Source organism: Thermosipho africanus Ob7 (genome assembly GCF_003351105.1).
In the GTDB taxonomy this organism is placed as follows: Bacteria; Thermotogota; Thermotogae; order Thermotogales; family Fervidobacteriaceae; genus Thermosipho; species Thermosipho africanus.
The window spans coordinates 389630-402986 of the sequence record NZ_NKRG01000001.1 but is presented as its reverse complement, the minus strand read 5'-3'; the positions used below and the strand labels follow the sequence as shown (position 1 = coordinate 402986).

At 29.9% G+C, this 13357-nt stretch carries 16 protein-coding genes and 2 riboswitches; all 16 genes read left to right on the top strand.

Annotated elements, in window-relative coordinates; translation table 11 throughout:
- Positions 1-39: 39 nt before the first annotated feature.
- Positions 40-221, top strand: a riboswitch (cobalamin riboswitch).
- A 58-nt stretch (positions 222-279) separates the two neighbouring features.
- The 16 genes from OB7_RS09895 to lnt all read left to right on the top strand — a co-directional run bounded on the left by OB7_RS09895 (position 280) and on the right by lnt (position 13345).
- Positions 280-492, top strand: a complete 213-nt coding sequence (locus OB7_RS09895; RefSeq protein WP_049750515.1) for a hypothetical protein — start codon at positions 280-282, stop codon at positions 490-492.
- Positions 493-708: 216 nt separating this feature from the next.
- On the top strand, positions 709-840 hold the full coding sequence (locus OB7_RS10145) for a hypothetical protein (protein WP_282956776.1): 132 nt from the start codon (positions 709-711) through the stop codon (positions 838-840).
- Between the two features lie 66 nt (positions 841-906).
- Positions 907-1032, top strand: a complete 126-nt coding sequence (locus OB7_RS10140; protein ID WP_258167430.1) for a hypothetical protein — start codon at positions 907-909, stop codon at positions 1030-1032.
- A gap of 8 nt (positions 1033-1040) precedes the next feature.
- On the top strand, positions 1041-1232 hold the full coding sequence (locus OB7_RS09890; protein ID WP_211305589.1) for a hypothetical protein: 192 nt from the start codon (positions 1041-1043) through the stop codon (positions 1230-1232).
- Positions 1233-1314: 82 nt separating this feature from the next.
- A complete protein-coding gene (locus OB7_RS02035; RefSeq protein ID WP_249030989.1) occupies positions 1315-2001 on the top strand; it encodes a succinate--CoA ligase subunit alpha in 687 nt (228 codons plus the stop codon).
- 86 nt (positions 2002-2087) lie between these two features.
- Entirely contained in the window at positions 2088-3230 is a 1143-nt protein-coding gene (locus OB7_RS02030; protein ID WP_114702390.1) for an aspartate-alanine antiporter-like transporter, read from the top strand.
- A 36-nt stretch (positions 3231-3266) separates the two neighbouring features.
- Positions 3267-3444, top strand: a riboswitch (Lysine riboswitch).
- A gap of 68 nt (positions 3445-3512) precedes the next feature.
- Positions 3513-4481: an aspartate-semialdehyde dehydrogenase gene (locus OB7_RS02025; protein ID WP_114702389.1), complete on the top strand. Its 969-nt coding sequence runs from the start codon at positions 3513-3515 to the stop codon at positions 4479-4481.
- Positions 4478-5191, top strand: a complete 714-nt coding sequence (gene dapF / locus OB7_RS02020) for a diaminopimelate epimerase (RefSeq protein WP_114702388.1) — start codon at positions 4478-4480, stop codon at positions 5189-5191. Before OB7_RS02025 ends, dapF begins: the two co-directional genes overlap by 4 nt.
- A complete protein-coding gene (gene dapA / locus OB7_RS02015) occupies positions 5184-6065 on the top strand; it encodes a 4-hydroxy-tetrahydrodipicolinate synthase (protein ID WP_114702387.1) in 882 nt (293 codons plus the stop codon). The genes dapF and dapA overlap by 8 nt, the downstream gene beginning before the upstream one ends.
- The gene (locus tag OB7_RS02010) at positions 6062-6715 is read left to right on the top strand and encodes a 4-hydroxy-tetrahydrodipicolinate reductase (protein ID WP_114702386.1); all 654 of its coding nucleotides are present in this window, start codon (positions 6062-6064) and stop codon (positions 6713-6715) included. Before dapA ends, OB7_RS02010 begins: the two co-directional genes overlap by 4 nt.
- Entirely contained in the window at positions 6712-7413 is a 702-nt protein-coding gene (dapD, locus tag OB7_RS02005; RefSeq protein WP_114702385.1) for a 2,3,4,5-tetrahydropyridine-2,6-dicarboxylate N-acetyltransferase, read from the top strand. Before OB7_RS02010 ends, dapD begins: the two co-directional genes overlap by 4 nt.
- A 4-nt stretch (positions 7414-7417) precedes the next feature.
- A complete protein-coding gene (locus OB7_RS02000) occupies positions 7418-8617 on the top strand; it encodes an aspartate kinase (protein ID WP_114702384.1) in 1200 nt (399 codons plus the stop codon).
- A 4-nt stretch (positions 8618-8621) separates the two neighbouring features.
- Positions 8622-9782 (top strand): aspartate aminotransferase family protein, encoded by a 1161-nt coding sequence (locus OB7_RS01995; protein WP_114702383.1) that lies wholly within the window; start codon positions 8622-8624, stop codon positions 9780-9782.
- Between the two features lie 36 nt (positions 9783-9818).
- The gene (locus OB7_RS01990) at positions 9819-10505 is read left to right on the top strand and encodes an SGNH/GDSL hydrolase family protein (RefSeq protein WP_114702382.1); all 687 of its coding nucleotides are present in this window, start codon (positions 9819-9821) and stop codon (positions 10503-10505) included.
- Between the two features lie 240 nt (positions 10506-10745).
- Positions 10746-11879, top strand: a complete 1134-nt coding sequence (locus tag OB7_RS01985; RefSeq protein WP_114702381.1) for a DegT/DnrJ/EryC1/StrS family aminotransferase — start codon at positions 10746-10748, stop codon at positions 11877-11879.
- Positions 11880-11890: 11 nt separating this feature from the next.
- Positions 11891-13345 carry an apolipoprotein N-acyltransferase gene (gene lnt / locus OB7_RS01980; protein ID WP_114702380.1) on the top strand — a complete coding sequence of 485 codons (1455 nt, stop codon included), beginning with the start codon at positions 11891-11893 and terminating at the stop codon, positions 13343-13345.
- Positions 13346-13357: the final 12 nt, after the last annotated feature.

Sequence of the window (13357 nt, the reverse complement as noted above, 5' to 3'; positions counted from 1 at the left end):
AAAAATTATAATTTTTGTTATAATTCTCTAGAAAAGTGAATATTATTTTGGAATAAAGGTGCCTATTTGGCTTAAAAGGGAAGCTGGTGAAAATCCAGCGCGGCCCCGCCACTGTAACCGAGGACGAAATCCACAGTATGCCACTGGGAAGTATTCCTGGGAAGGCGTGGAGAGTAGGATGATTCGGAAGCCAGGAGACCTGCCTTTATTTCAAAACGTTTCTCAATCTCGAGGGAAGATTGAGAAAAATTTTTTATTCAATACTTTGGAGGTGAGATAGTGAAAATTCATGAGTTTGTTGGTAAAAAACTTTTAAAAGAAGCAGGGATTGAAACACCAAATGGCTATGTAATTAAAAACTCAGACAGTCTACAAGTAAAATTTCTTCCAGCAGTTTTAAAAAGTCAAGTCCTTGTTGAAAGCAGAATGAAAGCAGGTGGAAATTTGCAAACACAAAAGACGAATTTTTCACCAATACATAAAATCTATTAGAAAAAGATATCCATGGTGAAAAACCTTATGCAATTCTTGTTGAAGAAAAAATAAATATTAAACAGATATAAAAATTCTTTTCTCAGAAAGTGGTGGTATAGAAATTGAAAACAATAAAAATAATATTTTAAATCTAAACATAAATGATTATAAAAAGCTGCCTGATAAATTTCACGATATTGTTATTAGCTATATAAATTATTTATTGAAAAAGAATTGACTCTTCTTGAAATTAATCTTCTTGCAGAAGATGAAAATGGCAAGTTAATCGCGCTTGATTGTGTAATGCATCTTGATGACAATGCATTATTTAGACAAAAATGGGCTCAAGAATTTGTAAATGATTAATATCCATTTCATTTTGTAAAATTAGATGGTGATATTGGCAGTATCGGTTGTGGAGCTGGAATAGTTATGGCAACAATGGATGCAGTAAATCTATATTGTGGAAAACCTGCCAACTTTTTGGATCTTGGTGGTGGAGCAAATTCAAATATAACTTTAGAAGCAATGAGATCACTAAAATCACTAAATGTATAAAAATCATAATGAATATATTTGGTTGTATTACAAAATGCGACGAAATAGCAAAAGCAATCGTAAAATTCAAAAACGAAAATAAAAATGTTCCTATACTTGTAAGAATTACCGGACCCAATGAAAACGAAGCCAAACGAATATTAGATGAAAATAACATAGCTTATTTTGATGATATGTACGAGATGATTAAATTGCAATAAGGGGAAGTATCATGATTAATGGAAATGAAAAAGTCTGTGCTCAAGGTATTACTGGAAAATATGGTAAATTTCACACAAAAAAATGATTGAATATGGAACAAATATAGTTTGTGGAGTTTCAAAAAACAATAAAGTAACAAATATTGAAAATATTCCTGTTTTTGATAACATGTTCGAAGCTGTAAAAAAATATAAATGTGATACTAGCGTGGTTTTTGTTCCGACCCTTTATGCTAAAAGTGCTATATTTGAAGCCATTGATTCAGGAATTAAAAAAATCATCACAATAACTGAGCACATTCCAATTCACGATATGATCGAAATATATAAAAAAGTAAAAGAGAAAAATATAACATTTGTAGGTCCAAATTGTCCAGGAATTATTCTTCCAGGAGTAAGTAAAATTGGAATAATGCCATCATCAGATTTCAAACCTGGAGATATAGCAATTATTTCAAAAAGTGGTACTCTAATGTACGAAGTATCCAATTACCTTTCAAAAAAATCCACTGGTATTAAAATTGCAATTGGATTAGGCGGTGATCCAATAATTGGAATTTCAATAGATGAAGCTTTAGAATTTGTTACGCATTTAAATCCAAGAAAAATTGTTATCATCAGTGAAATAGGCGGTAATGATGAAATAATAGGTATAGAAAAATTTCTAAAAAAAGGTTATAATGCTAATATACAGGTCTTTTTTTGCCGGAAGAACTGCTCCAAAAGGCAAAAGAATGGGACATGCAGGTGCTATTATCGAAGGCTATGAAGGTTCAATAGAGTATAAAGAAAACAAATTAAATAATATGGGGATTTTCGTTGCTAAATATATAGAAGAATTATTGGAGGGGTAAAATGAGCAATCCATTTTTTCTATTATTCATCTCAATTTTAAGTGGATTATTGCTTGGAAAAATTCAATTTAAAAACTTTAAACTAGGTGCTTCAGGTACACTTTTTGCTGGTCTTTTTTTTGGCTGGCTATTTCCATTGTTTATAAACTCTCAAAAAGAATTAATTAATATTCAAAATACTTTAAACACGTTTTTTAATTTCTCACTCATTTTGTTTGTATCTTCAATAGGCTTAATTGCTTCAAGAGATATTAAAAAAATTCTCAAAACTCACGGCTTTAAATTTATAATTTTGGGTTTTTTAATAACTTTTTCAGGATTTATTTCAACATTACTTTTTACCTACTTTACCAATTTAAACAACCTCAATTTGTTAGGAGTTTTTTCTGGTAGTATGACAAGCTCACCTGGTCTAGCTAGTGCACTTGAAAGCATAAAAGAAGGCTCTGCCGATATTATTTATGGCTATACAGTTGGTTATATACCCGGTGTTTTAGCAGTAATATTTTCAATCTATTTTATTCCTATAATTTTTAAAATTAATATAAATAAAGAAAAAGAATCATATAAATTTGAAAGTATCGATAATTCAAAAGATTACAATTTTAATTTTATTAGCTTTTCAATAGTTATAATTTTAGGTATACTAATTGGAAATTTAAATTTAAACCTTAAATTTGCATCCTTAAAACTCGGAAACACTGGTGGGATATTATTAAGTTCTTTATTTTTAGGCTCACTTGGAAAAATAGGCAATCTAAGTTTTGAATTTAATAAAAATATACTAAAGGTCTTTCAAAACTTAGGTCTTGTAATATTTTTATCATCGATTGGTCTAAGAAGCGGTTATAAGGTAATTTCAAATTTCAACAGAGAAAGTTTATATCTTATGGTGATTTCATTTGTCTGCGCCATTTTTTCAATTTTAGTTGGTTATATAATAGGAAAATATATCTTCAAACTTGATTGGATAATACTTGCTGGTGCAATAACTGGTGGTATGACAAGTACTCCAGGACTAGGAGCCGCTTTAGAGTCAACAAAAAGTGAACTTGTAACAGCAGGATACGGTGCAACATATCCTTTCGCACTACTTGGAATGGTTATATTTAACAAACTATTTTCTATATTAACTAATTTGTAACATATATTTACTATAATTCTGTTATAATAGTTAACAAATACGATCGGAGGCGCGTCCGAGATGAGTAAGGTTCTCTTTCAAGGGGAGAATATTGAGAGAGCCTGAAAGGCGAGGACGCCGAAGGGTGTAAGGTTTCTCCCACCTTACATGCCTGGGGGTACAGGGAATACCTGTGCCACTGTCACGGAAATATCCGTGGAGAGCCGATCGTTGAGAATAATTTTATATTTTCTCAACGAACGCCTCTTCACGAGGCGAGTTTTTTTATTAGGAGGTGTCCAAATGAAAATTGGTATAGTAGGTGCAACAGGTGAAGTTGGAAGAACAATGATTAAAGTATTAGAAGATTTTAAGATTCCTGTAAATGAATTAAAACTCTTTGCATCTAAAAGATCTTCTGGAAAAACTTTAACTTTTAATAACGCTTCAATTGTCGTTGAAGAATTGACTGAAGACTCAATGATACAAAAATTCGACTTTTTACTATTTTCAGCGGGTTCAACTGTTTCAAAAATCTTTGCACCAATTGCTGCAAAAGCAGGAAATATTGTAATAGATAACTCATCCGCTTTTAGAATGGAAAAAGAAATTCCTTTAGTTGTTCCTGAAATTAACGGACATTTATTAAAAAACTATAGGGGAATAATAGCTAATCCAAATTGTTCAACAATTCAAATGGTTTTATCTCTATATAAAATTCATGAAAAGTTCAAAATCAACGAAATATTTGTTTCAACATACCAAGCTGTTTCAGGGGCAGGTTACAAAGCAATCTCAGAATTGCAAAGGCAATTAGAAGGAGATAAATCAAAAACAGTTTTTCCAAAGCAAATTTCTCACAATGTTATTCCATTAATCGGTGAAATTGAAGAAGACGGTTTTAGTACCGAAGAACATAAAATGATTAATGAAACAAGAAAAATCCTTGATGATTACTCAATAAATGTCTATCCTACTACCGTGAGAGTTCCTGTATTTTATGGACATTCAGAAGCTATTGTCGTTAAAACCAAACTTCCTTTCAATGATATTTCATTCATTGAAAATCAAATTAAAAATTCAAAGAATGTTATTCTTACTAATGAAATAATAACACCTATCGATGTAGCAGGAAGTGACTATGTATATGTCTCAAGACTTAGAAAAATTGATGAATATACATTTTCTTTTTGGAATGTAGCAGATAACATCAGAGTAGGAGCAGCCACAAATGCGATTAGAATTTTAATGTTAATGGTGGGATTGTTATGATAGTTGAAAAATTCACAGCTACAGGAAATTCATTTATAGTATGTGATATTTTAGGCTCAAAATTAAACGATGAGGAAAAAAGTAACTTTGTACTTAAAAATTCAAAAGATAGAGATGGCGTAATTTTTGTTGAAAAAAGAGATAGCCAATTTTTTATGGATTATTTCAACAAAGATGGAAATAGAGCTGCATTCTGTGGTAATGGAGCAAGAACATTTTTATATTATTTGATGAAAAAAGGGTATGTTAAAGAAGATTTGGTTAAATTTAATACATACGCTGGAGAAATTACTGGAAAGCTTACCAAAAATGGTGTCATGATTAAAATGCCTGCACCAAATATAACACAAAAATTAACAATCGATTCTTTCAGTGGTTTTCTTTTAAATGTTGGAGTACCACATTTTGTAATTTTTGTTGATAACGTAGAAAATATAGATGTTAACAAAATTGGAAAATGTTTAAGAGAAAAGCTAAATAGTAACATTAATTTTGTCCAAGTCCTAGATGAAAAAACAATTAAAATTAGAACTTTTGAAAGAGGTGTTGAGGCCGAAACTCTAGCATGTGGAAGCGGAACAACAGCTAGTGCATATGTCTTCAACAAAAATAACTTAGAAAAAATAGAAGTAAAGGCACGTGGTGGAACTCTTTTTGTTCATTTCTTAAATGATGGTATCTACCTTGAAGGAGGTGTGGAAAATGTTTGAAGGAATAGGAACTGCAATTGTTACACCTTTTAAAGGAGGGAAATTAGATATAGAAAGCTATGAAAAACTATTAAATTTCCAAATTAACAATCAAATTAATGCAATAATAGTTTTAGGAACTACAGGTGAAGCACCAAACATTTCTCTAGATGAAAGAGAAATATTGATAAAAAAAGCAAAGGAAGTATCTGGTAATAAAGCCCAAGTTATAGTTGGAGCAGGATCAAATGGAATAAATCATACAATAGAATTAATTAAAAATGCCGAAAAAAACGGTGCAGATGGTCTTTTAATTGTAACCCCTTACTATAACAAGCCAACTCAAAATGGCTTGTATGAATATTATAAATATATCTCTGAACATACAGATTTAGAAATAATTGTATACAATGTTCCTAGCAGAACTGGCATAAATATACTCCCAGAGACCGTATATAAAATTGCTAGTGACTGCAAAAATGTTAAGGCATTAAAAGAAGCAAATTCATCGTTTGAACAAATCAATAAAGATTTACTATTACTAAAAGAATTAAAAGACTTTAAAATCTTTTCGGGAAATGATGATACGGCTTTTCAGCTACTTGTAAGTGGTGGAGATGGGGTAATTTCAGTAGCATCAAACGTTATACCTTTACAAATGGTTCAAATGTTTAATTTTATAAAAAATGGGGAAATTGAAAAGGCTAGAAATATTCATTTTTCATATTATAAGCTATTTAAAAACTTATTCATTGAAACTAATCCAATTCCGGTAAAAGCAGCTTTATCGATAATGGAATTTATAAATAATGAATTGAGACTACCACTTGTTCCAGCTTCAGAGTCAACAATGAAAATAATAACTGAAACACTTAAAGGATGTGGTGTTATATGAGATTTGGAGTTGTGGGCTTTAAAGGGAAAATGGGAAAAGTAATTTTAGATGTTTTCTCAAATGATGGACATACACCAGTTCTACTCATTGATAAAGACGAAATAATCGAAGAAGATTTTCCAGAAGTTATTATAGATTTTTCTACGCCGGATGCACTAGAAAAAACTTCAAGTTATTGTGAAAAATACAATAGCAATCTGGTAATTGGAACTACTGCACTTACAGAAAAGCATTTAAAAATATTAGAAAATTTATCAAAAAAAGTTGCTGTTGTGCAATCATATAATTTTTCAATAGGTATTAATATTCTCTTAGAACTTTTAGAAAAAGCAACCAAAATGCTTAATGATTGGGATTGTGAAATAACAGAAATTCATCATTCAAAGAAAAAAGACAAGCCTTCGGGTACTGCTATTTTATTAAAAAATGCTTTAAATAGAGAAGTAGAAATTCACTCTCTTAGATTAGGGGGAATCCCTGGTGATCATACTGTTTTGTTTTCAAACGAAGGAGAATTGATTGAAATAAAACACAGGGCAATTTCAAGAAAAGTTTTTGCATTAGGAGCACTAAAAGCTGCTAAGTTTATTTTAAATAAAAAAAGTGGTTTTTATACATTCAAAGACATTATAAAGGAGGCATTCATATGAATACACAGGAAATTATAAACTTAATTGCAAATTCAAAAAAGAAAACTTTAACTGTTGCTTACTTGACAGGGAATCTCAAAAATATAGACTTTAAGTCTCTTGAATTTATTGGAACTGAAAATTTTGGAATTTTATTTGGTGAATATGAAGAAATAGTTAAGTTAATTGAAAACAACAAAGAACATATCGAAAAATACAAGTTAGAAATCAAAGCAAGAAATTCTGCAATCCCTCTTGCTAACTTAGCAAAATACAATGCAAGGATTGAACCTGGAGCCATAATTAGAGATTTAGTTGAAATCGGCGACGGTGCAGTAATAATGATGGGAGCAGTTATTAATATAGGAGCAAAAATAGGCGAAGGGACAATGATAGATATGAATGCAGTAGTTGGCGGAAGAGCTATAATCGGTAAAAATTGTCATATTGGTGCTGGTGCAGTTATAGCAGGTGTAATTGAACCACCCAGTGCTCAACCAGTAATTATTGAAGATAACGTAATGGTTGGGGCAAACGCAGTAATTCTTGAAGGAGTACGTATAGGGCAAAACAGTGTAATCGCCGCTGGAGCTGTTGTTATAGAAGATGTTCCACCAAACTCAGTAGTAGCTGGTGTTCCTGCAAAAATTATTAAAAAAGTTGATGAAAAAACAAAACAAAAAACACAAATCGTAGAAGGATTAAGAAAATTGAGGTGATCAAATGATTGTTGTACAAAAATATGGTGGTTCATCAGTAGCAGATGTGGATAAAATTTTAAAAGTTGCAAATAGGATAAAAAAAAGAATAGAAAATGGCGATAAGGTCATTGTAATCGTCTCTGCAATGGGAAAAACTACCGATAACCTTATTAATCTTGCTAAATCTTTAAGTAAAAATCCCCATCCTAGAGAAATGGATATGCTTTTAACAACTGGAGAACAGGTGTCTGTGGCTTTACTTTCAATTGCATTAAATGAACTTGGAATTAAATCAAAATCATTAAACGCTTTCCAATTAAATATAAAAACAACAACCGATCATACAAAGGCTAGAATAATTGATATCGATATAGATAAATTAAATAATGAGCTTCAAAAAAATGAAGTTATCATTGTAACTGGTTTTCAAGGTATAACAGAAGATGGCGATCTTACAACTCTTGGAAGAGGTGGTTCCGATACTAGTGCAGTTGCAATAGCTGCAAAGTTAAATGTCAATTGTGAAATTTACAGTGATGTAGATGGGGTATATACATGCGATCCAAGAATAGTTAAATCAACTAAAAAATTAAAATACATAACATATGATGATATGTTAGAATTATCCTCTCTTGGTGCAAAGGTATTACATTCTAGAGCTGTTGAACTTGCAAAAAAATACAATATAAAAATATATTGTGCTTCAACTTTTTCTGAAGAGGAGGGAACTTGGGTGGTTGATAAATTACCAGAATGGCTAGAACAACCTGTAGTTACAGGTGCAACTATAGAAAAGGATCAAATAAAAATAACTTTAAATAACCTTCCTAAAGACAAAAAAATAATTGAAAAAATATTTGAAACATTAAGTGATAATAAAATAAACATTGACATGATTTCAATGTTTGCTGATAATGAAAAATTCCATTTATCATTTTCAGTATTAAATGATCTTAGAGAAACTATAGAAAAGTCAATAAAGGCAGCAGATCCATTAATTGAAATGTCTTATCAGGGAATGTTTGATAAAGTTTCAATTGTTGGGGTTGGTATGAAATCAAGTCCAGGTGTTGCAGCAAGATTCTTCAAAGTTCTTTATGAAAATAACATTATTCCAGAATTAGTCACTACTTCAGAAATAAAAATTTCTGTCTTAGTTTCTAAAGAAAAATCTGAACTATTGTTAAAAGAACTTGCAAAAGAATTTTCACTTGGAGGATGAAAACATGTTTATTTCAAACACTTACAAAAGATTACCAATAAAAGTTAAAAATGCTAAAGGAATATGGATTTATGATGAAAGTGGTGAAAAGTACCTTGACACATTTTCTGGAATAGGAGTTCTTTCATTTGGGCATTGCGATGAAGAAATTAATGAAGCAATTTCAATGCAAATAAAAAAATATACGCACATTTCAAACTTTTTTATCGATGAAAATGCAATTTTTCTAGCAAAAAGACTTGTAGAAGAAACCAAAAAAGATGGTACTGTATTTTTTGCAAACTCAGGAACAGAAGCTAACGAAGCAGCTTTGAAAGCTATAAAGAAATTAAAAAAAGGAATTATTATTTCATTTGAAAATAATTTTCACGGAAGATCAATCGGTTCTCTTTCTATAACTGGATTTCAAAATTTAAGAGAGCAATTTGAACCATTACTTTCAAATATTGCATTTTTACCATTTAATGATTCAAAAAAACTTGAAAATTTTATTGAGAATGAAGGAAATAAAATATCTGCAATTTTTGTCGAATGTGTACACGGAAGTGGTGGACTTGATACCGTTAACAAAGATTTTGTAGAAGTAATAAATAAGTATAAAGATATTTATGATTACATTGTCGTTGCAGACGAAGTTCAAGCTGGCTTAGGAAGAACAGGAGAATTTTACTCATATCAAAATTTTAATCTTAATCCGGATATCGTAACAGTTGCAAAATCACTTGGCGGCGGCCTACCACTATCTGCCGCTATATTTACAGGAAAATATAAAGATGTTTTTTCTGTTGGGGAACATGGTTCAACTTTTGCACCAAATCCTGTTTCTCTTGCTGCAGGAAAAACTGTTATCAATAGAATAACAAAAACATTTCTAGATAGTGTAAAAGAAAAATCAAGCTATCTAAAAAATAAATTATTAACTTTAAAGAAAAATTATCCAATAATTAAAGAGATTAAAGGTATTGGTTTAATGCTTGGTATTGAGATTAATAATAACAATTATTCAGAAAAAATCATTGAATATGGTTTAAATGAAAAAATACTACTAAATGTTGTAAAAGGTAATACTATTAGATTACTCCCTGCTCTTAATATTACGCATCATGAAATAGATGAAATGCTATACAGACTTGAAAAAGTAATTAAAAAACTTAATTCATGTTAAAATAGAATTACAATAAATAATAAACAAGGTGAGAATATGTACTACTGTTTTGGTGACAGCATAACAGAAGGAATACCAGGAGTGTCATACGTAAAATATTTAGGAAAAGAATTTCTTAATTATGGAAAAGGCGGGGATACCACTCTTGGTCTATACAATAGACTAAAAAATTTTCTAAATAGTCAAACTGTAGAAAATATCATAATAGAAATTGGAACTAATGATATACTTTTGCCATTCTTATATAACTACTCACCAGAATGGCAAAAAACAGTTAAAAAGATTATTGCTTCAGGAAGAATTCCCTCAAAAAACATCGAAGAATTTGAAAAAAACTATAAAAACTTATTAGAACTTTTGGTGGATAAAAACGTTTTAATCATAAATATACCATGTATAGGAGAAAATTTAAATAATGAGTTAAACAAAAAAGTTGATGAATACAATAAAATAATTCATAAATTATGTAAAGATTACCCGTTTAAATTAGTTGACTTCAATTCTTGGCAAAAATCTCAATTAAAAACTAATTCAAATAAATATTTTATTTCCAAAAAGCCATTTAAAATGGTACTTGATTCTATTTTTGTTAGATCTCCAAAAATTTCAAATATTGTCAGCAAAAAAAGAAATCTTGTTACTACAATTGATGGTGTACATTTTAATGATCATTCCGCAAGAAAGTTAGCAGAGTTAATAAAAGAAAAAATTTCTAGCAAATGAACAAATATATAATTAAAAACAAAAAAACTTTTTCATTATCAACGCAACTAAATCTCCTAATTACTATTATTAAACTGCCTAACTTATCTATGTTTCCTCCTTAAGTCACTAAATTCATCCATTGACTAAAACATAAGTTATTTTAGTTTATCTTTCTAATAAAGTTAATACCTGCAAATTTTCTAATAACTGTGTTATACTTATTAGTGAACTAAAACTCAATATTTAGGGGGAAATTAAATGAAAATACCACTTTCAAATGCTTCAATTTCAAAAGAAGATATTGATGAAGTTTTAAACGTTTTAAAAAGTGGTAGGCTAGCGTTAGGTCCTTACTTAGAAAAATTCGAAGATATAGTAGCAAAATATATCGGAGTAAAATACGCTATTGCTGTCAACAGCGGAACTTCAGCACTACATTTGATACTAAAATCCTTATCTTTTCAAGAAGGCGATATTATATTAGTTCCTTCGTTTACTTTTATTGCCTCCGCAAATGTTGCCCTTTTTGAAAAAGGCGTTCCAGTATTTATAGATATTGAAAAAGATACAGGTAATATTGATCCAGATGCTCTAGAAGAGTTCATGGAAATGGTGTATTCAGGTAAAACAAAATATGACCCCAAAAAAGTAAAATTTTTAATGGCTGTAGATATATTTGGTCATCCATTAAATTGGGAAAAAATTATAAAAATTGCGGAAAAATATAACATTCAAATCATTGAAGACTCATGTGAGGCTTTGGGAAGTGAATATAAGGGAAAAAAATGCGGCACTTTTGGTAAAGCTGGTGCTTTCGCTTTTTATCCTAACAAGCAAATAACCACTGGTGAAGGAGGAATAATAGTAACCAACGACGAAGAAATAGCTCATCTTTCTAGGGCTATGCGTAATCAAGGAAGGACAAACAATGGCTGGCTATCTCATGAAATAATTGGTTATAACTATAGGTTAGATGAAATGTCTGCTGCTCTTGGGTATTCACAAATGAAAAAAATTGACTATATTATTGAAAAAAGAAATAAAGTTGCAATGTATTATAACAAGATTTTAGATTTCGTAGAAATTCCAACTATAAAAGACTATGTTACAAAAATGTCTTGGTTTGTTTATGTTATAAAATTGCCTGAAGGTGTTGACATAAATAAGGTTATAAAATATTTAAGTGAAAATGGCATAGAATCCAGAAACTATTTTTCTCCAGTACATCTCCAGCCGTTATACAGAAATTTGGGATACAAAAAAGGTATGCTACCTGTAACAGAAGAACTTTCGAAAAGAACACTTGCAATTCCATTTTACACAGATCTAAAAAAAGATGAACAAGACAAAGTTGCTTATTATCTAAAAAAATCTATTGAATTATTCTCATAGGTGGGATAGTTATGATTTTTGCAATAATCTCATCAATTCTTACAGCACTTTCAATGCCAGGCTTTCTATGGGGCGGTATTGTTTGGTTTTCACTAATATTTTTATTTAAATCAATGGAAAATAGAAAACTTTCATTTTTGTATGCATTTTTATATGAATACTTATTGACTTTTATCTCATTGTATTGGGTAATTCCGATTCTTACAAAAAATCTTCCAGAATTTTTTGGAAAATTTTCTTCTGTAACTGGTTTCTTTGTATATTTACTTTTATGTCTAGTTGAAGCTATTCCTTTTCTATTATTTGGTGCATTATATGGTTATTTTATAGACAGAATAAAAGGTGATATTCCAAAAGCACTATTTGTATCTTCTGCATTTACATTTTCAGAGTTTTTACGCGGAATTGGTGAACTAGGGTTTACTGGTATTCGACTTTCCGATGCCTTATATAAAGATATTGGTATTATTCAAATCGCATCAATTACAGGAACTCTTGGAATAGTGTTTTTAATAGTGCTCATTAATTACATACTCTACATTAAAAAGTCAAAAATACAAGTAATTATAATTACAATTAGCTTTATATATCTTGCAAATTGGATAGTTTCAACTAACCTTCCACTTAATAGCGCTAATGTTCCAATAGTTGCAGTTCAAACAAACTACGAACAACAAATAAAATACACATCAAAAAGCGAAAAAATTATGTACAACATTGAAAATTTAATTGCTAATACTCCCAATAACTACCTTCATATCTTGCCAGAGGCAGTTTTTGCAACCGAAGATATCAGAAATTCTCAGCTTGAAGAAAAATTAAAAAATATAAGCAAAAGAAAACCTATTATTTTAGGTTTTCCAACTTATGACTCACAACCTAAAAATAGTACTTTAGTTTATGCCAATGGAAATCTAGTAGGTAAGTACGATAAAATAAAACTCTTTCCATTTGTTGAGTTCTTACCATATGAAAAAATTTTTAAAAAGTTTGAATTCTTAAAAGGAGTAGCTTATTTTACCCCAGGAAATGAATTCAAAACATTTAAAATCGATGGATTCCCTGAATTTGGTATTCAAATTTGTTTTGAAAGCTATTTCCCTGAAATTTCAAGAAATCTTTCAAATAATGGAGCAAAAGTTCTATTTGTTATTACAAATGACGGTTGGTATAAACATGATACTGCTTTATGGCAACATTTTTCAAAAATTGTTTTTAGAGCAATAGAAAATCAAAGATATGTAGTACAGGTTTCAAACACAGGCATAAGTGGTGTAGTAGATAATTTTGGAAGAATTCAAAAAATACTTCCGCTTAGAAATAAAACTACCGGAATTTTAAACATAAGTGCAAAAAATTCAAGAACATTTTATCAAAAATTCGGTGATTGGTTTTCTATACTCTCAATACTTTTAACTTTATTAATTCCATTACTTTACAAAGACAGAAGAAAAAATAGGATATAAAAAAGGAGGAAG